Origin of the sequence: Streptomyces sp. AgN23, assembly GCF_001598115.1 — a bacterium.
GTDB lineage: Bacteria > Actinomycetota > Actinomycetes > Streptomycetales > Streptomycetaceae > Streptomyces > Streptomyces antimycoticus.
In genome coordinates, this window is the sequence record NZ_CP007153.1 from 5,606,771 (window position 1) to 5,629,307 (window position 22,537).

The window sequence follows — 22,537 nt, forward strand, 5'->3', positions numbered from 1 at the left end:
CGAAAGGCTAGCGGGCCGTTGGACGGCCCTCTTCCGCCGATTCCGCTCGCGCTTCGTTCACCTCTGGTTCAGGCGTTCGTCGCCACCGTGCGGTTCTACGCCCATAGCTTCGCCGCCAGAGGATCCCGACGTCATGTCGGCCCGGACCGCGTCGGCCTACTGCCCATGCGGGGCCCTGCGAAGCCCATACGTGACACCCTTATGGAGGGGAAGACGTGCGCAACCTCCTGCCGCTCATCAGCTCGCACCCGGGCGGTCGTTCCGCGCTGACGTGCCGGTACCGCTGTGGCGACGCCTGCTTTCACGAAACGCCGAACACCAGTGACAACGCCTACGTGGGCGACGTCATCGCCGCTGCCGCCTCGCGCCGTTCCCTTCTGCGGGCCGGTGCGGTGATGACCGTGGCGGCCGCGACCGGAGCCGTGGCGATCGAGCGGGCGCCGCAGGCGTCCGCCGCGTCGGCCGACGCCGCCGCCACCGCCGGTTCCGCCGCCGCGGCGAAGAACAAGGCCGCCCGCGGCCTCCGCTTCTCGCCGGTGGCGCCCAACACCGAGGACACCGTGGTCACCGCCGAGGGCCACGACCAGAACGTGGTGCTCCGCTGGGGCGACCCGATCCTGCGCGGTGCGCCCGCGTTCGACCCGGCCAAGCAGAGCGCCAAGGCCCAGGCGGGCCAGTTCGGTTACAACAACGACTACATGGCGGTGCTGGACGTCCCCGGCGAGCGCGACCATCAGCTCCTCGTGGTCAACCATGAGTACACCGACGAGGTGCTGATGTTCGCCGGGTACGACCCGGAGAACCCCACCCGCGAGCAGGCCGAGATCGCCTGGGCCGCGCACGGGCTGTCCGTGGTGATGACGGCCGAGGAGCGCCAACTGGGCCGGCTCACCGCCGTGCCCCGCCACCACCTCAACCGCCGTATCACCGCGACCACTCCGTTCGAGGTCACCGGCCCGGCGGCGGGCAGCGAGCTGCTGCGTACCTCCGCCGACCGGTCCGGCAAGCGCGTCCTCGGCACGCTGAACAACTGCGGTGGCGGCATCACCCCGTGGGGCACGGTGCTCTCCGGCGAGGAGAACTTCAACCAGTACTTCGCCAACGCCGACAAGGTCACCGACCCGACCGTCAAGGCGGGCCTGAAGCGTTACGGCTTCAAGGACGGCGCCTCCGAGCGCAAGTGGGAGCGTTTCGACGACCGCTTCGACCTCGCCAAGGAGCCCAACGAGGCGCACCGCTTCGGCTGGGTCATCGAGGTCGACCCGTTCGACCCCGACTCCACCCCGCGCAAGCTGACCGCGCTGGGCCGCTTCAAGCACGAGGCCGCCGAGCCCCGGCTGACCACCGACGGCCGTCCGGTCCTCTACATGGGCGACGACGAGAAGTTCGACTACTTCTACAAGTTCGTCTCCGCCAAGCGGATGATGAAGGGCAACAGCCGCATCGCCCGCGAGCACAACCGCACGCTGCTGGACGAGGGCACGCTGTACGTCGCCAAGTTCACCGGCGACAGCCCGTCCGCCGAGATCGACGGCACCGGAAAGCTTCCCGAGGACGGCGAGTTCGACGGCGCCGGTGAGTGGATCCCGCTGGCCTGCGGCGACCGCTCCTTCGTGGACGGGATGACCGCCGAGGAGGTGTACGTCTTCACGCGTCTGGCCGCCGACAAGGCCGGTGCGACGAAGATGGACCGCCCCGAGGACGTCGAGCCGAGCCCGCGCACCGGTCGTGTGTACATCGCGCTGACCAACAACTCGGACCGTGGCAAGACGGGCAAGGCCGCGGCCGACGAGGCCAACCCGCGCAACGCCAACAAGCACGGCCAGATCCTGGAGCTGACCGAGCGCTGGAACAACCCGGGTTCCACCCGCTTCAACTGGCGGCTGTTCCTGGTCTGTGGCGACCCCGAGGACCCGAGCACCTACTTCGGCGGCTTCGCCAAGGACCAGGTCAGCCCGATCTCCTGCCCGGACAACATCACCTTCGACGCGCACGGCAATCTGTGGATCTCCACGGACGGCAACGCGCTCGGCAGCCACGACGGGCTGTTCGGCGTGGCGACGGCGGGCAGCCGTCGCGGCCAGGTCAAGCAGTTCCTGACCGTGCCGACCGGCGCCGAGACCTGCGGCCCGATCGTGCAGGAGCGGCGGGTGCTGGTGGCCGTGCAGCACCCGGGCGAGCTCGACGGCGCGAGCGTGGAGAAGCCCGCGTCCACCTGGCCCGACGGGCCGGGCAAGCTGACCCGGCCGTCCGTGGTCAGCGTCTGGCGGCGCGACGGCGGCGACATCGGCGCCTGAGGCCCCTGAGGCCCCTGAGGCCCATGAGGCCCATGAGGCGCTTGACGTTCTCGAGGCTCCTGAGGCCAACGAGGCTCAAGCACTAGCCTTCGCCCTCCGCGAGCCGCCGCAGCCGCTCGCGGGGGGCGCGCAGGGAGCGGCCCCTGGTGTCCGTACGGGCCCAGGGGTCGTCCGCGAGCCGCTCGCCGACGGTCCGCAGCGTCCAGCGGTCGGCCCTCAGTTCCGGGTCGTCCAGCTCCGCCGCGTCGATGGGCGTGGCGACGGGGGCTCCGGGGCGGGCGCGCACCGCGTACGGGGCGACGGCGGTCTGGGCGTAGGCGTTGCGCTGGATGTCCAGGTAGAGCCGGCCGCGCCGGTTGGCCTTGCGCGGCTCGGTGGTGAGCCGGTCGGGGTGGCGGGCGGCCAGCAGATCGGCTGCCTCGCGCGCGAAGGACCGTACGGTGTCGAAGTCGGCGCGGCGGTCCAGCGGGACGATGACATGCAGGCCGCGGGAGCCGGTGGTCATCAGCAGCCCCGGCAGCCCGAGTTCGCCGAGCAGCCCGCAGCAGCGGCGGGCCGTCCAGCGCACCTCCTCGAACGCGGACTCCTCCGCCGAGGGCGGATCGAGGTCGAAGACCAGCCGGTCGGGGTGGTCGGGCCGGTCGGCGCGGGAGAGCCAGCGGTGCGGGGTGACGCCCGCCTGGTCGGCGAGGCAGACGAGGGACGCGATGTCGTCGCAGATCACATGGGTGACCTCGCCGCCCTCTTTGGGGAGTACGGCGCGGCGCACCCAGTCCGGAAAGTAGTCGGGGGCGTTCTTCTGCATCAGCGGCTTGCCGCCGATTCCGTCCGGATGGCGTTCCATCATCAAAGGGCGGCCGCGCAACTGCGGAATGATGCGGCGGGAGACCGAGCGGTAGTACGCGACGAGATCCCACTTCGTGATCCCGTCGTCGGGGAAGAGCACCTTTTCCGGGCGGCTGATCCGTACGGTGTGGCTCCCGGCCCTGACGTTTCGCGCATCGGTCCGCTTCTCGCTCATATCGGACCCGGGTAACCGTGTGGCTGGCTGACTAAACTCTGGAGTCAGGAAAACGGGAGAAGTGGAAAAGCGGGGGAAATCATGGTGAGACCAGGGTCGCTCGGACCACCGACGACGGATCGGCGCGGCCGTTGGGCGCAGAGCCCACTCGCGCTCATGGACACCACCATGGACCAGTTGCGCACCTTGATCATGGTTCATGAGGCCGGTACCGCACTGGGCGCCGCACGGATTCTGGGCCGTGAACAGTCCAGCGTGCAAAAGCAGATCGACACCATGAACCGGAACTTTCGCGAGCTTTGCGGCGAACCCCTCATACTCAAGCAGGGGCGTGGCAAGGACGTGCTGTTCACCGGCACCGGAAAAGCCCTGGTCGAATTGGCGCGCGGAACTCTCGGCGAGTGGCTGGACGGCATCCATGAGTCGCGGCGGCGCCTGGGAAAAACCCTGGTGGTAGGCACCACCCGATTTACCCTCAGCTATCTGGCGGGCGCCGGGGAGCGGGTGGCCGAGGAGTTCCGGCAGCGCGCCATCGAGCTCAAGGTCGGCCATGTGCGCACCCGGGATGTGCTGGCCAAGCTGCGGGCCAAGGATGTGGACCTGGTGTGCGGTTCCGTGGTGACCCGGCCCGAGGGCGACGATGAACTCGCCGCCTTCGATGTGATGGAGTGGCGCCGCAGCGGGGTCTCGCTGCTGACCAATCTGTCCGAGGCCGAGCTGCCCGGTCCCACCGCCCCGAGCAGCGCGCTGCGCTCGCTGCCGCTGGTGGTCTCGGCCAGCGGGCTGATGGCCGGGGTGCTGCACACCTGGTTCGGCGGCGATTACCGCAACAAGCTGCGCATCGCCGCCGAGATCGACACCGTCAACTACGGTTTCGAGTTGCTGCGCTCCGGTCTGCTGCGCGGCTGCATGCTGGTCACCAAGGGGGTCGCGGACGCGGCGGGCGATCCGCGGGTGGCGTACGGACGCGGGCTGCGCGCCGTCGAGCTGGTCAATGACACCGGGCCCCGGCTGGAGGTGCTGCTGGGCGCCTTCACCCGGCGCGGTGAGCGGGCGTCCTACGACGCGGCCCATCCGCTCAATCTGCTCTGGGACGCCCTCGCACAGGAGAACGCGCGCTGGCAGCGGGAGCAGCGCTGGCCCACGGCGGGCCTGGAGCCCGATCCGTTCGAACTGGCCAACTCCTACAACCCGAGTGAGAGCTGAGCCGCGACCTGAGTGAGAGCTGAGCCGCAGGTCAGCCCTGCGGCCCGTACAGGTCCAGCTCCACCAGCAGCGCGCGGTGGTCGGTGTGCGGCAGCTCCAGGAAGCGGGCCGTGCGCGGCCGCAGCGCCCGGCTGGCCAGCACATGGTCGATCTGCGCCCCCAGCACCGGGGCCGTGGTGCTCGGCCAGCTCGGCGTGCGGGAGATCCCGGTGGCCCGTGCGCTGTCCCGCAGCCCGGTGTCCAGGACGGCCCGGAAGGCGGCGTGGTCCTGGGTGGCGTTGAAGTCGCCCGCGATCAGCGTGGGTTCCTCGCCCCGCCCGGCGGCATAGGCCCGCAGCCGCCCCAGCTCGGTGCGCCAGACGTCCAACTGGCCCGGCATCGGCGGCATGGGATGCGCGACCTGCATCCGCAGCCGCTGCCCCGCGATCCGGACGACAGCCCCCGGCATCCGCAGCGTCCCGCGCACCCCCTCCGCACGGGTCAGCGGGTGGCGGCTGAGGATCGCCGAGCCGGCTGCGGCGCTGTCGCCGAGCGCGACGCTCCGGTACGGATAGGCCGCACGCACGGCGGCCGAGTCCAGCGCCCCGGCACACTCCGTGTCGCACTCCTGGACCGCGACCAGGTCCGGCCGCTCCCGGCGCAGCGCGGTCAGCAGCCCGTCCGTGGCCTGCCCGAACTCGAGGTTCGCGGTCATCACCCGCAGCCGGGCGAGGACGGGTCCGTGCGGCTCGGGCGGGGTGCCGCCGTCGTACGGCTGGATGAACCACCCGGTGGCCGCGGCTGCCGCCAGCGCCCAGCCGCACCCCAGCGGCCAGCGGGCGGCCGTGCCGAGCAGCAGCCCGAGCGCCGCCGGGACCAGCAGCCAGGGCAGAAAGGCCAGGAGCTGCGGTATGGGGGTGATGCCGTCGAGGTCCGCGGCCCGGCACAAGACCACCACGCTGACCAGGGCCAGCGGCACCGTCGCACACCAGGCCGCCGTCCGCCGGGCCCGTCCGCCGGGGAGCCGGAGCAGGCGGGCGACGGCGGCCCGGGCACCGCGTGGGGCGCCGGGCGGGCGGCCGGGGCCGGTGCCTTGGTCCTCCGCGACTGTCGTCTCCACGCTGGGCCTCTCGATCGGGGCGGGGCGCCGCACATTCTCTCCCACGCATTGGTGAGGCGGCCCTGACGTTCACGCCGAGGGAAGCGAACAGTTGTCCCATGGATCGCTGGGACGGCTGGTCGTTGGAGAAGTGGCGGTCGTGTGTGTGGTGGTCGCACTACAGTCCGATGTCATGAAGCTGGTGGTGCAGGTGAAGCTGCTGCCGACGCCCGAGCAGGCGTCGGTCCTGGAGGCGACCCTGCGCGTCTGTAACCGGGCCGCCACCTACGCCTCGCAGGTTGCCTTCGCCGAGGAGCTGAAGGACCGCAACGGCCTGCAGAAGGAGGTGTACGCGGACCTGAAGGCGAGGTTCGGACTGTCGGCGCAGCCGGCGGTGCGGGCTGTGAAGAAGGTCGTCGACGCCTATGCGACGCTGAGAGCCAACCTGAGAGCGGGGAACCTGGGCCCGCCCACGTCCAAGCGTTACCGGAAGGCCGTCGGTGCCCCCATCGGCTTCCGCCCGGAGGCGGCCCAGCCGTTCGACGATCGCTGTCTGTCCTGGCAGTACGACGCACGTACGGTGTAGATCTGGACGGTGGCCGGGCGGATGCGCGGCATCCCGTTTGCCTGCTCACCCGACCAGCTCAAGACGCTCGTCGCCCACCGTAAGGGCGAGAGCGACCTGGTGTGCCGGGGCGGGAAGTGGTTCCTGATCGCCACCTGCGACCTGCCCGACCCGGAGGTGTACGAACCGGTCGACTGGATCGGAGTCGACCGGGGCATCGTGAACCTCGCCACCACATCCGACGGCACGAATTACCAGGGCCGCCGCCTGTCCCGCTACCGGCGCTGGCAGGCCCGCAAACGCGCCGAACTCCAGAGGAAGGGAAGCCGCTCTGCCCGGCGGCGCCTGGCCCGCCGGAAGCGAAAGGAACAGCGTCATGCCACCCATGTGAACCACCGCGTCAGCAAGGAGATCGTGTCCGTCGCGCAACGCACCGGGCGTGGCATCGCCGTCGAGGCACTCGGCGGGATCCGCGAGCGGGTACGGCTACGCCGCGACCAGCGGGGCGCCCTCTCCTCCTGGCCCTTCCATCAGCTGGGACAGCACCTTGCCTACAAGGCCTGCAAGGCCGGGGTGCCGTTCCTCGAAGTGGACATGGCCTACACCTCGCAGCGCTGTCCGCGCTGTGGGCACACCGAGCGGGCCAACCGGCCCGACCGGGACCGTTTTCGCTGTCGTCGGTGCGGCTCGCTGGCCTTGCCGATGTCGTCGCTGGGGTCAACGTGCGCGATCGCGCACGCTCGGCGTGGGTGTTTGTCACCGCACCCGCACCCTCCTCCTGACAGCTGCTGGGGTTGGGTGGATGCGACCCGTGACCGTCCTGTCGTAGGGGGTAGTCGGGAGCGCGACGAGGTGTGCACGACCGAGCGCAACAAACGGCCGTGCACGACTGAGAAGGTGACCCACACCGGATACGGCACCCCGAGGGCCCTCGTTCATTCGCCGCGCAGCGCCAGCACCGCCTCGACCGTGTCCGCCTGATCCGCCGGCTTGTCCTCCCGGTAGCGCAGCACCCGCGCGAACCGCAGCGTGACGCCCGCCGGATAGCGGGTCGAGCGCTGCAGCCCGTCGAAGGCCACCTCCACCACCAGCTCCGGCCGCACCCGCACCACCCAGCCGTCGTCGCTGACCGCGATCCCCAGCAGCGCCTGTGTCTGCCACTCCAGCATCGCGTCGGTGAGCCCCTTGAAGGTCTTGCCCAGCATCAGATACGTGCCGTCCGCCGCCCGCGCGCCCAGATGGAGGTTGGACAGCTTCCCGGTGCGGCGGCCGTGGCCCCACTCCGCCGCCAGCACCACCAGATCCAGCGTGTGCACCGGTTTGACCTTCAGCCAGGACGCCCCGCGCCGGCCCGCGCCGTACGGCGCCTCCAGCGCCTTGACCAGCACCCCCTCATGCCCCCGGGTCAGCACGTCGGTGGCGAACTCCCGTGCCGCCCGCCGGGTTTCCGGATCCGCCGGGTCGTCGGCCACCAGCCGTCGCACCCGGCGGGGCCCGGGGGCGATCCGGGCCAGTTCGACATGGCGCTCGCGGGTCGGCAGGTCGAGGAGATCGCGGTCGTCCACGACGAGCAGATCGAAGAAGACGGGGGACAGCGGCAGCGCGGCCGACGCCCCGGCCACATCGAGCCGGGAGCCGACCCGGGCGGAGGTCTCCTGGAACGGCCGCGGCCGCCCGTCGGCGTCCAGCAGGATCACCTCACCGTCGAGGATCGCCCGGTCCACCGCCAGTTCCCGCGCCGCCGTGACGACCTCCGGCAGCCGGTCGGTGATCTCGTCCAGGGTGCGGGTGTAGATCCGTACGTCCTCGCCGTCCCGGTGCACCTGCACCCGGATCCCGTCCAGCTTCTCCTCGACCGCGCACGGCCCCAGCCGGTCCATGGCCTCGTCGAGGTCCTTGGCGCTCTGCGCGAGCATCGGCAGCACCGGCCGCCCCACCTCCAGCCGGAAGTCGGCCAGCGCCTCCGGGCCGCGCGCCAGCAGCGCCTCGGCGACGGCGCCCAGCGAACCGCCGACCATCACCGCCCGCCGCACCTCGGCGGCCGGTGCGCCCACCGCCTCGGCGAGCCCCTCCACGGCCAGCCCCTCCAGGGCCCCCTGCCGCAGCTCCCCGCCGATCAGCCCAAGCAGAAAGCCCTGCTCGTCCTTGGTCGCGGCGGCCAGCAGCTCGCCCACCAGCCGCTTGCGGGCCGCCGTCGCGCCGGTGCCGGAGACCGCCGCGACCCGGGTCAGGGCCTCGTCCACATCGAGCACCGTGAGCGTCGGCTCGGCGGCGGGTTCCCGCCGGTGGCGCAGGGTGGACCAGCCCACTCCGGTCCGGCGCTGGGGCAGTTTGCCCGCGAGGTAGGTGATCACCACGGCCGCTTCGGCCGGTTCCGTACGCCGGAACAGCCGGGCCAGCGCGGCGATCTTCTCCGAGCGGGCGGCGGTGGCCGCGACCTGGCGGGAGGTCAGCGCGACATCAGCCAGCAGCATGGCTCCAGCCTGCCCCGCGCCCCGCCGGGAAGCCAGGCACCGTGGCTCTCAGGCCGTACGTCCCGCCTCGCCGCGTCCCCCCGCCTCGCCGCGTCCCCCCGCCTCGCCGCGTCCTCCCGCCTCGCCGCGTCCTCCCGCGCCGCCGCGGCTCGGCCCGGCGCACAGCGACCAGATGACGAGGGCGTCGACGATGAGCAGCACGGTGGCCCAGACCGGGTAGTACGGCAGCCACAGGAAGTTGGCGATCAGCGCGAGCCCGGCCAGCACCACACCCGTGACCCGGGCCCACATCGCACCGGTGAACACCGCGAACCCGGAGAGCAGGAGGGCGATGCCGACGCCGAAGTGGACCCAGCCCCAGCCGGCGAGGTCGAACTGGAAGATATAGCTCTGCGTGACCAGGAACACCCGGTCGGTCCGGATGGCCGAGATGCCCTGGAGCAGGTTCATCAGCCCACTGAAGATCATCATGACCGCCGCGAAGACGAGCCATCCGCTCACCGCCCGGTGCGCGTGGCCCGGGGCGACCCCTGTCTGAACTCCACCGGCGTGACTGGCCATGTCGGGCTCCTTCGTCAGGCGCAATCGGTGCCGCGCTGACACCGATTGACGGCGGTAAGGGTGAATTGCCCTTTTTCTCAGATTTGCATAGACCCCCGCCATCGGCACCTCGCCCCTCGCGAATACGCCCCTCAAGAGCGTTCCGTGATCGGGCCAGTGCGGAAAGTCGCGCACCGTGTGCGCGTTATCGTGGCCGCCTGGCCGATAGGAGCGGAGATTCGCCTTCCAGGATTTCCCGGTGTAGATGTATGTGTATGGCCCGGTTTATGGGTCGATCGTGGGCTGCCCGCATGATCCCCGGTCGGCGCCCACGGAGTCGGCGCCGGGAGCGCCCGGAGGTGGCGGGCCGGCGCTTTCGATCGTGGCTGAGCGTCCGCAGCGTCGCCGGCCAGGTCTTCGTCCTCCAACTCGTCATCGTGCTGCTGCTCGGCGCGGCGGCGACCACCGCCCTGGTGCTCCAGGTGCGGCACGACGCCACCGCCGAGGCCCGCGGCCGGTCCGTCGCGGTCGCCGAGGCCTTCGCCAACTCCCCCGGTATCGTCCAGGCCCTGCACAGCCGCAACCCGACCAAGGCGCTTCAGCCGAGGGCCGAGGCCGCCCGCAAGAAATCCGGGCTCGACTTCGTCGTGGTGGTGACCCCGCAGGGCATCCGGCTCACCCACCCCAAGCCCAACCGCATCGGCAAGCACTTCATCGGCACCATCGGCCCCCCGCTGCGGGGGCACACCATCACCGAGAGCCGCCCCGGGACCCTCGGCCCGGCGATGCAGGCGGTCGCCCCGATCTTCAACGGCCATCACAAGGTCGTCGGCCTGGTGGGCGCGGGGATCACGATCCAGAAGGTGAGCGGGCTCGCCAACCGCCAGCTTCCGCTGCTCGTCGGCGCCGTCTCCGCCTCCCTCGTCCTCGCCACCGGTGGCACCGCCCTGGTCAGCAAGCGGCTGCGGCGGCAGACCCGCGGCCTGGACCCGGTCGAGATGACGCGGATGTACGAGCACCATGACGCCGTGCTGCACTCGGTGCGCGAGGGCGTGCTGATCGTCGGCGGCGACGGGCGGCTGGTGCTGGCCAACGACGAGGCGTGCCGGCTGCTCGATCTGCCGCCGCGGCCGGAGGGGCGGCTGGTCGACGATCTGGGCCTGGAGCCCCATGTCGCCGACGTCCTGGCCTCCGGGCGCGATGTCACCGACGAGGTGCTGGTGGCCGGCGACCGGCTGCTGGCCATCAACAACCGGCTGACCGACCGCGACGGCGGCCCGCCCGGCAGCGTCGCCACCCTGCGTGACTCCACCGAACTGCGCGCCCTCTCCGGCCGTGCCGATGTGGCGCAGAAGCGGCTCAAGCTGCTCTACGACGCGAGCGTGGAGATCGGCACCACGCTCGATGTGGCCCGGACCGCCCAGGAGCTGGCGCAGGTGGCGGTGGACCGCTTCGCCGACTTCGTCACCGTCGACCTGGCGGAGCCCGTGGCGCGTGGCGATGAGCCGCTGGCGGTCGGCGGTGTCGAGATGCGCCGGGAGGCGGTCCACGGGATCCGGCCCGGCCAGGGGCACCCCTTCTATCCGGTCGGCCGGGTGTTCTCGTTCGTCCCGACCTCGCCCCAGGCGTTCGGGCTGAGCGGCGGTGAGCCGGTCGTCGAGGACGATCTGACCGAGGCCACCGGCTGGCAGGCGCAGGACCCCGAGCAGACCGCCAAGGTCATCGAATACGGCGTCCGGTCCCTGGTCACCGTGCCGCTGCGGGCCCGGGGGGTGCTGCTGGGCGTGGTCAACTTCTGGCGGATGAAGCAGCGCGAGCCCTTCGAAGAGGAGGAGGTGTCCCTCGCCGAGGAGCTCGCCGCGCACGCCGCGGTCTGTATCGACAATGCCCGCCGCTACACCCGTGAGCACACCATGGCGGTCACCCTGCAGCACAGCCTGCTGCCCCGCGCCCTGCCCGAGCAGAACGCGCTGGATGTGGCCTTCCGCTATCTGCCGGCCGAGTCGGGGGTGGGGGGCGACTGGTTCGACGTCATCCCGTTGCCGGGGGCGCGGGTGGCGCTGGTGGTGGGCGATGTCGTCGGGCACGGTCTGCACGCGGCGGCGACGATGGGGCGGCTGCGGACGGCGGTGCACAACTTCTCCACGCTCGACCTGCCGCCCGACGAGATCCTGTCGCACCTCGACGATCTGATCGCCCGGATCGACCAGGACGAGGGTCCCGGCGGTCCGGAGGGCGAGGGCGCCGGCAGTGAGGGGATCACGGGGGCGACGTGTCTGTACGCGATCTACGATCCGGTGACGCGGCGGTGCACGATGGCGCGGGCCGGTCATCCGCCGCCCGCGCTGGTGCGTCCGGACGGCTCGGTGGAGTTCCTCGACCTGCCCGCCGGGCCGCTGCTGGGCCTGGGCGGGTTGCCGTTCGAGACCGCCGAGGTGGAACTGGCCGAGGGCAGCCATCTCGTCCTCTATACCGACGGGCTCATCGAGGACCGCCGCCGGGAGATCGACACCGGTCTGGAGATGCTGCGCGATGCCCTGTCCCACCCCGGCCGCACTCCCGACGAGATCTGCACCGAGGTGCTGGAGGCGCTGCTGCCCAGCAACCCGAGCGATGACATCGCCCTGATCGTCGCCTGTACCCGGGTCGTGGGCGGCGACCGGGTGGCCTCCTGGGATGTGCCGTCCGACCCCGCCGCCGTGGCCGGGGTGCGCGCCGAGGTGATGCGGAAGCTGGCGGAGTGGGGGCTGGACGAGGCGGCGTTCACCGCCGAGTTGGTGCTCAGCGAACTGATCACCAACGCCATCCGCCACGCCACCGGCCCGATCCGGGTGCAGTTGCTCCGCGACAAGGCCCTGATCTGCGAGGTCTCCGACACCAGCAGCACCTCCCCGCATCTGCGGTACGCGGCGACGACGGACGAGGGCGGCCGGGGGCTCTTCCTGGTCGCCCAGTTCGCCGAGCGCTGGGGCACCCGCTACACCTCGGACGGCAAGGTCATCTGGGCCGAGCTGGCGATTCCGTGAAAGTTCGGGGGCCTGACGCTGCCGTATTCGTGACGTCTCCGGGTCCGTGACGCTGCCGGGTCCGTGACGCTTGCGAGCGATGGCAGCGGCATATGCGTCCGGAAGGTGACGCTCCTCGACGCGCCAACTTGACGGACCGTCATGCTCTATGTGATGAGCGGGACCGGTCAAAACGACGTGACTCTACTAACATGTGGCGCCCACGGCTTGATGTCCGCGTGGTCCAGCCAAAAAACCTCAACGCGCCCATGAGGACCTGATAGATGTCAGCACACATATCCAGCCATCCGTACAAAGGGCCCTCGGTGACGCGTGGGGCCCTGACCGTCCCCCTGCTGGCCGCCGTCGTCGCCGGCGGGGCGGGACTGTGGGTGACCACCGCCGTGCCGTCCGCCCAGCGCGCCGCCGTCGCCGTCTTCTGCGGAGTGGCCGCCGTGCTGCTGGGGGTGGTGCTCGCGGTCGCCGCCAACCGCTCGCGGACCATCGGCCGTCTCCAGGAGCGGGTCACGGAGCTGGAGACCACGGCCGCCGCCAAGGAGATCGAGGCCACCCGGCTCGCCGAGGAAACGATTCCGTCCGCGGTCCGGAGACTGCGCGAGGGCGGCTCGGTGGACACCGTGATCACCCGCATGGAGCGCCCCACCAGCAGGGCCCATCAGCTCCTGCTGCGGGCGTTGCTGCGCGAGATCGGTGACGGTGAGCGGATGCGCGCCTCCGCGATGGCCGCGTGCGCCAACGCCGCGGGCCGTGTCCAGGCGCTGGCCACCAGCATGCTGGCCGATCTGCGGGAGATGGAGAACCGCCACGACGAGACCGTCCTCGGCGATCTGCTGAAGCTGGACCACACCACCGCCCAGGCGGGCCGGATCGCGGACAGCATCGCGGTGCTGACCGGTGCCCGCTCCGGGCGCCGCTGGACCAAACCGATCGTCATGGAGTCCGTGCTGCGCGGCGCGATCGGCCGGATCAGCGCCTTCCAGCGGGTACGGGTCCACTCGGCCAGCAACGCCGCGGTGGCCGGTTACGCGGCCGAGGGCGTCATGCACGCCCTCGCCGAACTGATGGACAACGCCGCCAGCTTCTCGCCTCCCACCGAGGAGGTGCATGTGTACGTCGAGGAGACGCACGCGGGCGTCGTGGTGACCATCGAGGACGGCGGGCTCGTGATGGGCCCGGCCGCCCTGGACCGCGCCCAGAAGTCCGTCTCCTCCGAGAGCCTGGACCTGATGAGCCTGTCCGGCACCCGGCTGGGTCTGGCGGTCGTCGGCTGTCTGGCCCGTAAGCACGGGCTGACCGTCTCCTTCCGGCCGTCCGCGCGGGGCGGCACGGGTGTGGTCGTCCTGATCCCGCAGCAGCTGATCACGCACGTCAACCAGGACGCGGTCGTCCTCGACGCACTGGGCTCCGTGCGCTCCGGGGTCCCCCGGCAGGCGTCCGCCCAGGCTGTCGCGTCCACGGCCACCGCCACCGCGGCCCCCGCCGCGACGGCCCCCGCGCCCGCCACCTCGCCGTCCCCTTCGCCGTCCCCTTCGCCGTCGTCCGCGCCGGAGCCCGCCGCGCCGGAGCCCGCCGCGCCGGAGCCCGCCGCGCCGGAGCCCGCCGCGCAGCCCTCACGGCCCGTCAACGGACTGCCCAAGCGGCGCCGTGGCGAGACGCTGGCCGCCGCCACCCGGGCGGCCGCTCAGGCGGCCGAGGCGGAACCCAAGGCCAAGACCAGCCGTCCACGACCCGAGGAAGCCGGAGCCCGCTTCGGCGCCTTCCGCCAGGCGGCCCGCGGTGGTTTCGCCGCCGGTGCTCCGTGTGACACCGAGCCTTCGGTATCCGCAGATCACCACGAGACCGCCGAGTCCGCCGAGCCCGCCGAGCCTGCCGAGAACGACAAGCCGTGACAGAAGGAACGCCGATGAACACCACTGACCGCAGCTTGGACTGGCTGTTGGAGAACCTGCTGGAGAAGACCCCGGGGTCACGCCACGCGCTGGTGCTGTCGCGGGACGGGCTCAAACTGTGCCTCTCCTCCGGGTTGTCCGTGGACCAGGCCGATCAGCTGGCGGCCATCGCGTCGGGCATCCAGAGCCTCGCCCACGGCGCGTCCATCGAGTTCGGCGACGGCAGCGGCGGCGTACGGCAGTCGATGACGGAGTTCCACGGGGGAATTCTGTTCATCGTCGAGGCCGGCGAAGGCGCCCACCTCGCCGTGGTGGCCCATGACGACGCCGATGTCGGCGTCATCGGCCACAACATGAACGAACTGGTCGAGCAGATCGGCGACCATCTGCGAGCCGCCCCGAGGGTGGCCGCGGGCGACAGCGGCGGCGGGGCGACGACATGATCCGAGGGCCGCTGGACAAGGAGGGGCCGGACCGGCTGTACACCGTCACCGGCGGCCGCAGCCGGGCCGACGAGAGCCGGTTCGACACGGTCACGCTGATCGTCAGCGAAAGCGACCCCACGCCCGGGATGCAGTCCGAGCACGTCCGGATCCTGCGGATGTGCCGCCGCCCCCTGTCGGTCGTGGAGATCTCCTCGTATCTGGAACTGCCCGTCAGCGTGGTCAAGATCCTGCTGTGCGATCTGCTGGACACCGGCCGGATCACCGCGCGCCATCCGCATGCGGCCCGCCCCGGCGGCCGGCTGCCCGGGCCCGAAACCCTGAAGAAGGTGCTCGTTGCACTCCAGAATCTCTGACGGCACCGTCAGCATGGCACTCCCCGGCAGCACCGGACACGCTCCGCTGCCGGAGAGCGCGAGCAACGGTCTCAAGATCGTGATCGTGGGCGGGTTCGGCGTCGGCAAGACGACGATGGTGCGGTCGGTCAGCGAGATCCGTCCGCTGAGCACCGAGGAGACGATGACGCAGGCGGGCGTCGGCATCGACGACGCCTCGTTCGTGCGGCACAAGACCACCACCACGGTGGCCTTCGACTTCGGCCGGATCAGCCTGGACGAGCAGATGGTGCTCTATCTGTTCGGCGCCCCGGGCCAGGAGCGGTTCTGGTTCCTGTGGGACCGGCTCTTCGCCGGGACCCTGGGCGCGGTCGTCCTGGTGGACACCAATCGGCTGTCCGACTCCTGGTACGCGCTGGACCGGCTGGAACACCACGGCACGCCGTTCATCGTGGCCCGCAACAACTTCACCGAGCCGCAGCACTCGCTGGAGGATGTGCGGGAGGCCCTCGACCTCCCGGCCGAGGTGCCGATGATCGACTGTGACGCCCGCAAGCGCGACTCCAGCAAGGCCGTACTGGTCGCGCTCGCCCGCTACCTCTACTCCCTTTCCGCCAACGGCGCCGCCGGGGAGAGCCCCGCGTGACCACCCCTGACCCCACGTCCCCGTCCGAGGACCCGTCGGAGGGCCTGTCGCAGGACCCGTCGGAGGGCCTGTCGCAGGACGCGCCGGAGGGCCTGTCGCAGGACTCGCCCGAGGACCCGCCCGAGCCCGTCTTCCGGTCCGCCCCCGCCCCGTCCGACGGAGTGGTGCCCGCCGGGTCGGTGCCGCTGGACTACCAGCGGTTCCGGGCCGAGCCGCTGGAGCTCTACCGGGAGCTGCGCCGGGACCACGGCCCGGTCGTGCCCGTCCTGCTGGACGGCACGATCCCCGTCTGGGCGGTGCTCGGCTACCGCGAGGTGCTCAGGGTCACCACCGATCCCCATCTGTTCGCCCGCGACTCCCGCCGCTGGCACTCCTGGCATCTGGTGCCGTCCGACTGGGAGTTGATGAGCTTCGTCGGCTACCGCCCGACCATGCTGTTCAGCGAGGGCGCCGAGCACCAGCGGCGGGCCGAGGCGATCTGGGACGGTCTGGCGGCGGTGGACCAGTTCGAACTGCGCGCGCAGTGCGAGCGCGTCGCCGACCGGCTGATCGACACCTTCGCGGGCAGCGGCCGGGCCGATCTGGTGGCCGAGTACGCCAGCCAGATCCCGCTGCGGGTGGTGACCCGGCTGTACGGCCTGGACGACGCCGAATCCGCCGCCATCCAGGACGATGCGCTCCACCTCACCGGGAACGACGCACCCCTCGCGCTGCGGAATATGCAGACCCGGACGGAGGCGCTGATCAAGCGCGTCCGGGAGAACCCCGACCAGGTCAACATCGCCGCCCATCTGGTGGCCCACCCGGCCGGGCTCACCGACGACGAGATCGTCAACGACCTGCTCGGCAGCGTCTACGCCGTCCAGCAGCCCACCAGCGACCTGATCGCCAACGCCCTCCGGCTGATGCTGACGGACGAACGGTTCGCCATCACCCTCTCCGGCGGCCGGCGCAGCGTCGGCCAGGCGCTCAACGAGGTGCTGTGGGAGGACACCCCCGTCCCGTTCTGGATCGGCCGCTGGGCCGCCGAGGACACCATGCTCGGCGGACGCCGCATCAGGAAGGGCGACTGCCTGATGCTCGGCCTCGCCGCGGCCAACGCCGACCCCGACGTAAGCCCGGACTTCCACTCCGGCGCGGGCGGCAACCAGGCCCATATGGCCTTCAGCCACGGCAAGCACGGCTGCCCCCCGGCCGCCCGTGAGATCGCACAGGTCATCGCCGGCGCCGCGGTCGAGGTCCTGCTCGACCGCCTCCCGGACGTCACCCTGTCCGTCGACCCGGACGACCTCGAATCGCAGGTCACGCTGATGATGCGCGGCGTGGCCGCCCTCCCGGTGCGGTTCACCCCGGCCCACCTCCACTGACCCTTCGCCGCCCCCGGTGGTGCGTCGCCACCGCCGGGGGATGGCCGGCTGATCCCGGCCCTGTCCCCCGGTGGTGCGTTGTCACTGCCAGGGGGAGTGGGGCTTTTCCGGGACTCAGGGGGTGGATTCGGCCGGTCCGCTTCCGGCCGAGCTGTTGCCGTTGCCGTTGCCCTTGCCCTTGCCCTTGCCCTGCCCTTGCCCTTGCCCTTGCCGGAAGCGTGCTGCTCGACGTTGGTGGTCAGCCGACGCAGCAGCTCCTGCGCGGTCTTGATCTCGTCATCGCCGAGCCCGATGGCGTCGCCGATCGCCGGCGGGACGGTGCGGGTGCGCTCGCGGAGTGCGGCGCCCTGGGGAGTGAGGCGGCCGTCGGCGACCCGGACGTCAAGGCGCTCGTCTTCGCCGGCAACGCGTCGTCCACCTGTGCGCGGGCCCTGCTGATATCGGGCCGGGAACGTCGCACGGTGGGAAGGAGAGGGGCGTGCTGGACCTTCCTTCCCCTCGTGAGGAAGGTCCGGCAACTCTGCGCCCCGTTGTCCTAATGCACTGTCGCGCGCATTAGATAACGGGTGTCACAATAGCGAGGGGCGTGTACGCCGTGCAATGGGTTACCCGGCGCAAGGCGCCCGGATGTCGTGAAGATCTGGTGCTCACGAGGGTGGAGGGGCCGTACAGTCGGCGCGTCATGACAGAGCGACCACCGCATGGGTCGGCTCGCCCCGGGGGGCGTACGGCCCGGACTCGTGCCGCCGTGTTGGCGGCCGCTTACGAGGAGCTCGACCGCGATTCGTTCGCCGCGCTCACCCTGGACCGGCTCGCCCGGCGGTCGGGGGTGCATGTGTCGACCATCCGGCGGCGCTGGCGCACGGTGGAGGGCGTCGTCGTCGAGCTGCTGGCCGAGCGCGGGTCGACGCTGCCGACGCCGGACACCGGTGACTTCCGGCGGGACCTGACGCAACTCACGCAGGCCATCGCGGACTTCAACAACGCGCTGCGCAACCGCAACGTACTCCAGGGGCTGCTCGCGGCCGCCGCGCACGATCCCCGGGTCGAGGAGATCGTCCGCGCCGCGTTCGTGCGGCGGATCGAGGAGGTGACCCTGATCGCGCGGCAGGCGGTCGAGCGGGGGGAGATCCCCGAGGACACCGATCCGCGGGAGGTCATCGCCGCGCTGGCGGCGCCCCTCTACTACCGGGTGCTCATTCTGCGCGGGTCCATCGACGAGCGGCTGGTGCACACCACCGTCGAGGCGACGTATCAGGCCGCCCGCTCCGGGGTGTTCGTACGCAAGGGGGATCGCGAGGGGTGATGGCGCCCCCGGGGCGGGGGCGCCATCGGCGGGGCGTCAGGAGGACGCGCCGCGTGCCTTGAGCATGTCGGCCATCAGCTGGATCTCCGACTGCTGACCCTGGACCATGGTCGTGGCCAGATGCTTCTCGGTCGGGTCCTTGACCAGTTCGACCGCGCCCTTCGCCATCTCGACGCCGCCCTTGTGATGGGCGGTCATCAGCTTCAGGTAGAGCACCTCGGCCGCCTTGCCCTTGGCCTTGCGCAACTCGTCGAGCTGGGTGTTGGTGGCCATGCCCGGCATGAGCGAGCCGTCGTGCGGCTTGTACGCGCCGCCGTCCATGCCCTTCATCGAGCCGTGGTCCATGCCCTCCATGCCGTCCATGCCGTTCTTCATCCACGTCATGGGCGGGTCCTCGGACGTCTTGTCCAGCCCCCACATGTCCAGCCAGCCCTGCAGCATGCCGCTCTGGGTGGCCTGCGTGCTGGCGATGTCGAACGCCAGCCGCCGCACCTCGTCGTCGCCGGTGCGGTCGCGCACGATGAACGACATCTCCACCGCCTGCTGGTGGTGGACGGACATGTCGCGGGCGAAACCGGCCTCGGCGGAGGTGTCCTTCGGCGTACCCGTGTCGGTCGTGCCCTCCGAGCGGTCGCTCGTCAGCCACAGCACGGCCACCGCCACCAGCGTCAGCAGCGCGAGGGCGGCGGCGATCCCCGCCACCAGCGGCTGGCGTGCGGCGCGGCCGACGGCGGTCCCGTCGCTCACGAGGTCTTTCCGTTGGTGCAGTAGGCGCCGGGCTCGGGCGTCTGCTTGCCCTGGACGAACTTCTTGAAGAAGGCGGCCACCCGCGGGTCCGACGCCTTCTCGATGTCCAGCTGATTGCCCCAGGCATTGAGGACGATGGGCGCGTCCTGCTCCTGGTAGGGGCTGATCATCGAGTACGGGGTCTTCTTCACCCGCTCCGAGAGGGCGGCGACGTCCTCCTTCGACGCCTTGTCGGTGTACGTCACCCACACCGCGCCGTGCTCCAGCGCGTGCACCGCGTTCTCCTTCGCCAGCGGCTTGGTGTAGACGTCGCCGTTGCAGTTCTGCCAGACCTGGTTGTGGTTTCCTCCGACCGGCGGTGACATCGCGTACTTCACCGTGCCCTGGACATGCGTCCGACCCAGGTTCTTCCAGGTCTTCATGCCCTTGAACTCGCCGGTCTGCACGACCGCGGAGGTGACCTTGGCCTCCTTCTCGTCCTTCTTGTCGCTCGCGTCGACGAGGAAGTAGCCCCCGACGGCGAGTCCGGCGACGATCACCGCGACGGAGGTGATGGTGATGGCCCGGAACCTGCGCTCGCGCGCCTTCTCCGCGCGGCGCAGTTCCTCTATCTTCGCGCGGCGGTCGGCCGCGGTGCCCTTCGTCTTCGATCCCTTGGAGCCCATGGCTGTCCTTGTCCTCGGAGTGCTCACAGTTCGCGCAGTGCGCACGCTGGATGGGTGGAGCGGTACATCGCGGTTACCGGCGCCGGCCTAGGTCCGAAGCACTTGGAGCTGATGGAGGCCGAGGGCACGGACGGGGCGGTCGGGCGGCGCCCGGACGGAGTCCGGATTCCGGTGGCCGCCGGGCGGTGGAACCTCGGCGAGGAGGAGCGGGGGTACGGGCGTGGGCACCAGAGCCTGGACCACGCCCCGGGGGCCCGTGACACAGTCGTCGCTTCCGGAGCCGGTGCCGGAGCCGGAGACGTCGGACGGGCCGTGCCCGGGAGACGGATGGGTGACCGGCTTCTCGTGCGGCTCGGCCCACGCCGCGGTGTCCGCCGGGCGGCGCGGGCACCCCGTCGACAGGCCGTTGTGGTCGGCGGCGGGATGGACGCACGAGGGCGCCACCCAGATCGCCGCGGCGAGCAGCAGCACGGCACGGCAGAGGACGGACGGCACGGTGCCGCGCACCGCGTCCGTCCGTATGTGGCCCTCTCCGCCCCGCCCTCTGCCCATCGCGCCAGATCGTAACCACTGCGCCTGTCGCGACTGAATGGGTCCATGGCGGAACGTGGGCAAACGCCTGGTGGGGGCGTTGTCCGGCGCGTCCGGGGTACGCGGCGCGTCCAGGGCGTCCGGGATGGTGGCGGGCTGGGACACGCCGGCTCCTTCGCGGGCGGAGGACACACCGGCCCCGTGGCGGGCGCGGCGGGAAAGGGGTGAACCACGCTCATCCCACGGCGCGGACGGGACAGAGTCAATTGGCCCAAAGGCCATACCGGCCCCCTGGGGCGGGCCGGGCGCGCCACGCGCCACGTACCATGCCCGGCCGGAGGTGGTGGGGACATGGGAGAGACAGGTGGCGGTCGCGTCCTGGTGACCGACGACGACGCGGCCATACGGCGGTCCCTGGAGCGCGGGCTGCGGCTCAACGGGTTCTCCGTGACCCTCGCGGACGGCGGCCACGCCGCGCTCGCCGCGGTGCGCGACGGCGCGCCCGATGTGGTGGTCCTGGACATCTCCATGCCCGACCTCAGCGGTATCGAGGTGTGCCGCGCCCTGCGCGGGGACGGCGATGACGTCCCCGTCCTGATGCTCTCGGCGCTCGACGAGGTGGCCGACCGGGTGGCCGGGCTGCAGGCCGGGGGCGACGACTATCTCGTCAAGCCGTTCGCGCTCCAGGAGTTGGTGCTGCGGCTGCACGCCCTGCTGCGCCGCCGTCCGCCCGCCGCCACCGACCGGGTGCGGGCCGGTGCGCTGGAGATGGCGCCAGAGGCCAGGGAGGCGTGGCTGGACGGGACGCCGCTGCGGCTCACCCGGCGCGAGTTCGAGCTGCTGGACATGTTCGCCCGCAACGCCGGGATCGTGCTCACCCGCGAGCAGCTGCTGGACCGCGTCTGGGGCTATGACTTCGAGGTGCGGACGGACGCCGTGGACACCTTCGTCAGCTATCTGCGCCGCAAGCTGGAGGCGGGCGGCCGGCCCCGGATGCTGCACACGGTGCGCGGTGTGGGCTTCGTCCTGCGGCCGTCGGGAACACCGGAGGGCCGTCCAACAGGCCCGTGAGGGGGGACTGTCCGGCCCACAGAGTTTCCACAAAGAAGGCTCCTAGGTTTTTCCCCAGTCCGGGGCGGCCCGGCCCCTCCCGGGCCGTCCGGCCCCGAGGGAAGGAACAGCACCATGCACCGTGGGAAGAGCGCCATCGTGGCCTGCGCGGCCACCGCTGCCCTGCTCGGTCCGGTGGGCGTCGCGGCGGCGGACGGCAGCACCCCGGCCTTGACACCGGCCGCCGCCCCGAGCGCGAAGCCGCACAAGGGGGCGGGGGACGGCTCCCAGGGGCTGTGCAAGCGCGCCAAGAAGATCGACAGGCGGCTGGACCGGGCGCTGAAGCGGCTGAAGGGCCAGGCGAACGTCAAGGGGTCGGTGGCCCGGCTGGCGAAGCGGGTCGAGCGGGCCAAGAAGGCGGACCGCACCGAGGTCGAGACCTTCCTCAACCACAAGCTCACCTTCCGCAGGTCCCTGGTGACCACGCTCGAGCAGCGCCAGAAGGACCTGTCGAAGGTCCAGACGTGGTGCGCCTCGCGCGGTGAGGGTTCCGGCACATGAGGCGCGGCCGGCCCGTGCGGCGCGGCCCCTGGGCCGTGGCGGCCACGGCGGTGCTCTGCGCCGCGCTGGCCACCGGCTGCGGTGGCGGCAAGGGCGGTTCGGACGACGCGGACGGCTCGGACGGCTCATCGGGGTCGTCGTCCGCCCCGTCGGCCACCGCACCGGCTCCCTCCGCCTCCGAGCTGGACGAGCTGAACAAGCTGGTGGACGACGCCGAGTCGGCGGCCGACAAGGCGGACTCCGACGCCGCGAGCGACACCTGACCCCGAGCGGCACCTGACCCCGAGCGGCACCTGACCCCGGGCGACACCTGACCACAAGGTGCCCGGAGGCCCGGCCCCCGGCGCGGCATCGCGCCGGGGACGCCCCTCAGACGAGGGCGACCGGGGCGATCAGACCGGCGGTGGATCCGGCCGGTACGGGGTTGGCCTCGGCGCTGACCAGATCGCCGCTCTCCATGACTCCGGAGCCGCTGACGTCCACATGGACCCGCAGCCCGTAGTTGTCGTCCGGGAGCAGCTCACCCGGGACGGTGACACTGAACGGGACATGGCCCCCCGGGCTCAGCGGCACATCGGTGAGGACCTGCGCCGCCACGATCGACTCGGGGGTATCGGAGCGGGACACGTTGCGCACCTCCACCACCACCCGCGCCGCCCGCCCGGCGGGGGCGTCGGGGGGCAGGGTCACGATGCCGCTCAGGACACTGCTCACTCCGAGATGTTTTCCCCCTGGACGGAGGACTTGTTCCGCCATCCGGGTGGGAACGCCATTCGGGCCGGGCAGCGTG

Annotated in this window: 23 protein-coding genes; 15 read left to right on the top strand and 8 right to left on the bottom strand. The window is 71.5% G+C overall.

All coding sequences use genetic code 11. From position 1 onward, the window contains the following. The first annotated feature begins 215 nt into the window (after window positions 1-215). The gene (locus AS97_RS24100) at window positions 216-2,297 is read left to right on the top strand and encodes a PhoX family phosphatase (protein WP_125756732.1); all 2,082 of its coding nucleotides are present in this window, start codon (window positions 216-218) and stop codon (window positions 2,295-2,297) included. Between the two features lie 82 nt (window positions 2,298-2,379). Here AS97_RS24100 and ligD read toward each other — a convergent pair whose 3' ends face one another. After that, window positions 2,380-3,318, bottom strand: coding sequence for a non-homologous end-joining DNA ligase (gene ligD / locus AS97_RS24105; protein ID WP_210565628.1), 939 nt, complete (start codon window positions 3,316-3,318; stop codon window positions 2,380-2,382). 156 nt (window positions 3,319-3,474) lie between these two features. On the opposite strand from ligD, the gene AS97_RS24110 reads away from it, so the two are divergent. Continuing rightward, window positions 3,475-4,524, top strand: a complete 1,050-nt coding sequence (locus AS97_RS24110; protein WP_236670036.1) for a LysR family transcriptional regulator — start codon at window positions 3,475-3,477, stop codon at window positions 4,522-4,524. A gap of 31 nt (window positions 4,525-4,555) precedes the next feature. Here the strand turns inward: AS97_RS24110 and AS97_RS24115 are convergent, their stop codons facing one another. Then, window positions 4,556-5,623 carry an endonuclease/exonuclease/phosphatase family protein gene (locus AS97_RS24115; RefSeq protein WP_247204473.1) on the bottom strand — a complete coding sequence of 356 codons (1,068 nt, stop codon included), beginning with the start codon at window positions 5,621-5,623 and terminating at the stop codon, window positions 4,556-4,558. A gap of 172 nt (window positions 5,624-5,795) precedes the next feature. Between AS97_RS24115 and AS97_RS47575 the strand changes: the two genes are divergently transcribed. Together AS97_RS47575 and AS97_RS47580 are read left to right on the top strand one after the other, a co-directional pair. Next, window positions 5,796-6,188, top strand: coding sequence for a hypothetical protein (locus AS97_RS47575; RefSeq protein ID WP_247204474.1), 393 nt, complete (start codon window positions 5,796-5,798; stop codon window positions 6,186-6,188). 21 nt (window positions 6,189-6,209) lie between these two features. Continuing rightward, on the top strand, window positions 6,210-7,148 hold the full coding sequence (locus AS97_RS47580; protein WP_247204475.1) for a transposase: 939 nt from the start codon (window positions 6,210-6,212) through the stop codon (window positions 7,146-7,148). Here the strand turns inward: AS97_RS47580 and AS97_RS24125 are convergent. Then, window positions 7,103-8,641, bottom strand: coding sequence for an ATP-dependent DNA ligase (locus AS97_RS24125; protein ID WP_210565630.1), 1,539 nt, complete (start codon window positions 8,639-8,641; stop codon window positions 7,103-7,105). The two genes, AS97_RS47580 and AS97_RS24125, sit on opposite strands and share 46 nt — an antisense overlap. Window positions 8,642-8,689: 48 nt before the next feature. Then, window positions 8,690-9,202: a hypothetical protein gene (locus tag AS97_RS24130; protein ID WP_247204476.1), complete on the bottom strand. Its 513-nt coding sequence runs from the start codon at window positions 9,200-9,202 to the stop codon at window positions 8,690-8,692. Between the two features lie 338 nt (window positions 9,203-9,540). On the opposite strand from AS97_RS24130, the gene AS97_RS24135 reads away from it, so the two are divergent. From AS97_RS24135 to AS97_RS24170, 8 genes are all read left to right on the top strand, one after another. Continuing rightward, on the top strand, window positions 9,541-12,207 hold the full coding sequence (locus tag AS97_RS24135; protein ID WP_236670033.1) for a SpoIIE family protein phosphatase: 2,667 nt from the start codon (window positions 9,541-9,543) through the stop codon (window positions 12,205-12,207). Between the two features lie 263 nt (window positions 12,208-12,470). After that, the gene (locus tag AS97_RS24140; RefSeq protein ID WP_210565631.1) at window positions 12,471-14,096 is read left to right on the top strand and encodes an ATP-binding protein; all 1,626 of its coding nucleotides are present in this window, start codon (window positions 12,471-12,473) and stop codon (window positions 14,094-14,096) included. Window positions 14,097-14,110: 14 nt separating this feature from the next. Further along, window positions 14,111-14,539, top strand: coding sequence for a roadblock/LC7 domain-containing protein (locus AS97_RS24145; RefSeq protein WP_059149187.1), 429 nt, complete (start codon window positions 14,111-14,113; stop codon window positions 14,537-14,539). Beyond that, complete coding sequence (locus AS97_RS24150) at window positions 14,536-14,895, top strand: DUF742 domain-containing protein (RefSeq protein WP_059149186.1); 360 nt, start codon at window positions 14,536-14,538, stop codon at window positions 14,893-14,895. Before AS97_RS24145 ends, AS97_RS24150 begins: the two co-directional genes overlap by 4 nt. A 13-nt stretch (window positions 14,896-14,908) precedes the next feature. After that, window positions 14,909-15,520 (top strand): ATP/GTP-binding protein, encoded by a 612-nt coding sequence (locus AS97_RS24155; protein ID WP_059149185.1) that lies wholly within the window; start codon window positions 14,909-14,911, stop codon window positions 15,518-15,520. Then, complete coding sequence (locus tag AS97_RS24160) at window positions 15,517-16,887, top strand: cytochrome P450 (protein WP_210565632.1); 1,371 nt, start codon at window positions 15,517-15,519, stop codon at window positions 16,885-16,887. Before AS97_RS24155 ends, AS97_RS24160 begins: the two co-directional genes overlap by 4 nt. Before the next feature lie 218 nt (window positions 16,888-17,105). Continuing rightward, entirely contained in the window at window positions 17,106-17,426 is a 321-nt protein-coding gene (locus tag AS97_RS24165; protein ID WP_210565633.1) for a hypothetical protein, read from the top strand. 209 nt (window positions 17,427-17,635) lie between these two features. Beyond that, window positions 17,636-18,193: a TetR-like C-terminal domain-containing protein gene (locus tag AS97_RS24170; RefSeq protein ID WP_236669797.1), complete on the top strand. Its 558-nt coding sequence runs from the start codon at window positions 17,636-17,638 to the stop codon at window positions 18,191-18,193. A gap of 36 nt (window positions 18,194-18,229) precedes the next feature. On the opposite strand, the gene AS97_RS24175 is transcribed toward AS97_RS24170, so the two are convergent. The 3 genes from AS97_RS24175 to AS97_RS24185 form a co-directional block, all read right to left on the bottom strand. Next, window positions 18,230-18,940, bottom strand: coding sequence for a DUF305 domain-containing protein (locus AS97_RS24175; protein ID WP_059149181.1), 711 nt, complete (start codon window positions 18,938-18,940; stop codon window positions 18,230-18,232). Further along, the gene (locus AS97_RS24180; RefSeq protein ID WP_059149180.1) at window positions 18,937-19,605 is read right to left on the bottom strand and encodes a DUF3105 domain-containing protein; all 669 of its coding nucleotides are present in this window, start codon (window positions 19,603-19,605) and stop codon (window positions 18,937-18,939) included. Before AS97_RS24180 ends, AS97_RS24175 begins: the two co-directional genes overlap by 4 nt. An 87-nt stretch (window positions 19,606-19,692) precedes the next feature. Beyond that, window positions 19,693-20,157 (bottom strand): hypothetical protein, encoded by a 465-nt coding sequence (locus tag AS97_RS24185; protein WP_125756748.1) that lies wholly within the window; start codon window positions 20,155-20,157, stop codon window positions 19,693-19,695. A 330-nt stretch (window positions 20,158-20,487) separates the two neighbouring features. Here AS97_RS24185 and AS97_RS24190 point away from each other — a divergent pair, with 330 nt between their 5' ends. From AS97_RS24190 to AS97_RS24200, 3 genes are all read left to right on the top strand, one after another. Next, window positions 20,488-21,207, top strand: coding sequence for a response regulator transcription factor (locus AS97_RS24190; protein WP_059149178.1), 720 nt, complete (start codon window positions 20,488-20,490; stop codon window positions 21,205-21,207). Between the two features lie 114 nt (window positions 21,208-21,321). After that, window positions 21,322-21,747 carry a hypothetical protein gene (locus AS97_RS24195; RefSeq protein ID WP_125756750.1) on the top strand — a complete coding sequence of 142 codons (426 nt, stop codon included), beginning with the start codon at window positions 21,322-21,324 and terminating at the stop codon, window positions 21,745-21,747. Then, window positions 21,744-22,010: a hypothetical protein gene (locus tag AS97_RS24200; protein WP_125756752.1), complete on the top strand. Its 267-nt coding sequence runs from the start codon at window positions 21,744-21,746 to the stop codon at window positions 22,008-22,010. The genes AS97_RS24195 and AS97_RS24200 overlap by 4 nt, the downstream gene beginning before the upstream one ends. Before the next feature lie 106 nt (window positions 22,011-22,116). On the opposite strand, the gene AS97_RS24205 is transcribed toward AS97_RS24200, so the two are convergent. Next, entirely contained in the window at window positions 22,117-22,461 is a 345-nt protein-coding gene (locus AS97_RS24205; RefSeq protein WP_059149175.1) for a hypothetical protein, read from the bottom strand. Window positions 22,462-22,537 lie beyond the last annotated feature (76 nt).

Bases quoted from the DNA above. Each gene is read 5' to 3' on its own strand.
- ligD (WP_210565628.1), bottom strand. From the start codon at position 3,318: ATGAGCGAGAAGCGGACCGATGCGCGAAACGTCAGGGCCGGGAGCCAC.
- AS97_RS24110 (WP_236670036.1), top strand. From the start codon at position 3,475: ATGGACACCACCATGGACCAGTTGCGCACCTTGATCATGGTTCATGAG.
- AS97_RS47575 (WP_247204474.1), top strand. From the start codon at position 5,796: ATGAAGCTGGTGGTGCAGGTGAAGCTGCTGCCGACGCCCGAGCAGGCG.
- AS97_RS47580 (WP_247204475.1), top strand. From the start codon at position 6,210: ATGCGCGGCATCCCGTTTGCCTGCTCACCCGACCAGCTCAAGACGCTC.
- AS97_RS24125 (WP_210565630.1), bottom strand. From the start codon at position 8,641: ATGCTGCTGGCTGATGTCGCGCTGACCTCCCGCCAGGTCGCGGCCACC.
- AS97_RS24130 (WP_247204476.1), bottom strand. From the start codon at position 9,202: ATGGCCAGTCACGCCGGTGGAGTTCAGACAGGGGTCGCCCCGGGCCAC.
- AS97_RS24140 (WP_210565631.1), top strand. From the start codon at position 12,471: ATGTCAGCACACATATCCAGCCATCCGTACAAAGGGCCCTCGGTGACG.
- AS97_RS24145 (WP_059149187.1), top strand. From the start codon at position 14,111: ATGAACACCACTGACCGCAGCTTGGACTGGCTGTTGGAGAACCTGCTG.
- AS97_RS24150 (WP_059149186.1), top strand. From the start codon at position 14,536: ATGATCCGAGGGCCGCTGGACAAGGAGGGGCCGGACCGGCTGTACACC.
- AS97_RS24155 (WP_059149185.1), top strand. From the start codon at position 14,909: ATGGCACTCCCCGGCAGCACCGGACACGCTCCGCTGCCGGAGAGCGCG.
- AS97_RS24180 (WP_059149180.1), bottom strand. From the start codon at position 19,605: ATGGGCTCCAAGGGATCGAAGACGAAGGGCACCGCGGCCGACCGCCGC.
- AS97_RS24185 (WP_125756748.1), bottom strand. From the start codon at position 20,157: ATGGGCAGAGGGCGGGGCGGAGAGGGCCACATACGGACGGACGCGGTG.
- AS97_RS24190 (WP_059149178.1), top strand. From the start codon at position 20,488: ATGGGAGAGACAGGTGGCGGTCGCGTCCTGGTGACCGACGACGACGCG.
- AS97_RS24195 (WP_125756750.1), top strand. From the start codon at position 21,322: ATGCACCGTGGGAAGAGCGCCATCGTGGCCTGCGCGGCCACCGCTGCC.
- AS97_RS24200 (WP_125756752.1), top strand. From the start codon at position 21,744: ATGAGGCGCGGCCGGCCCGTGCGGCGCGGCCCCTGGGCCGTGGCGGCC.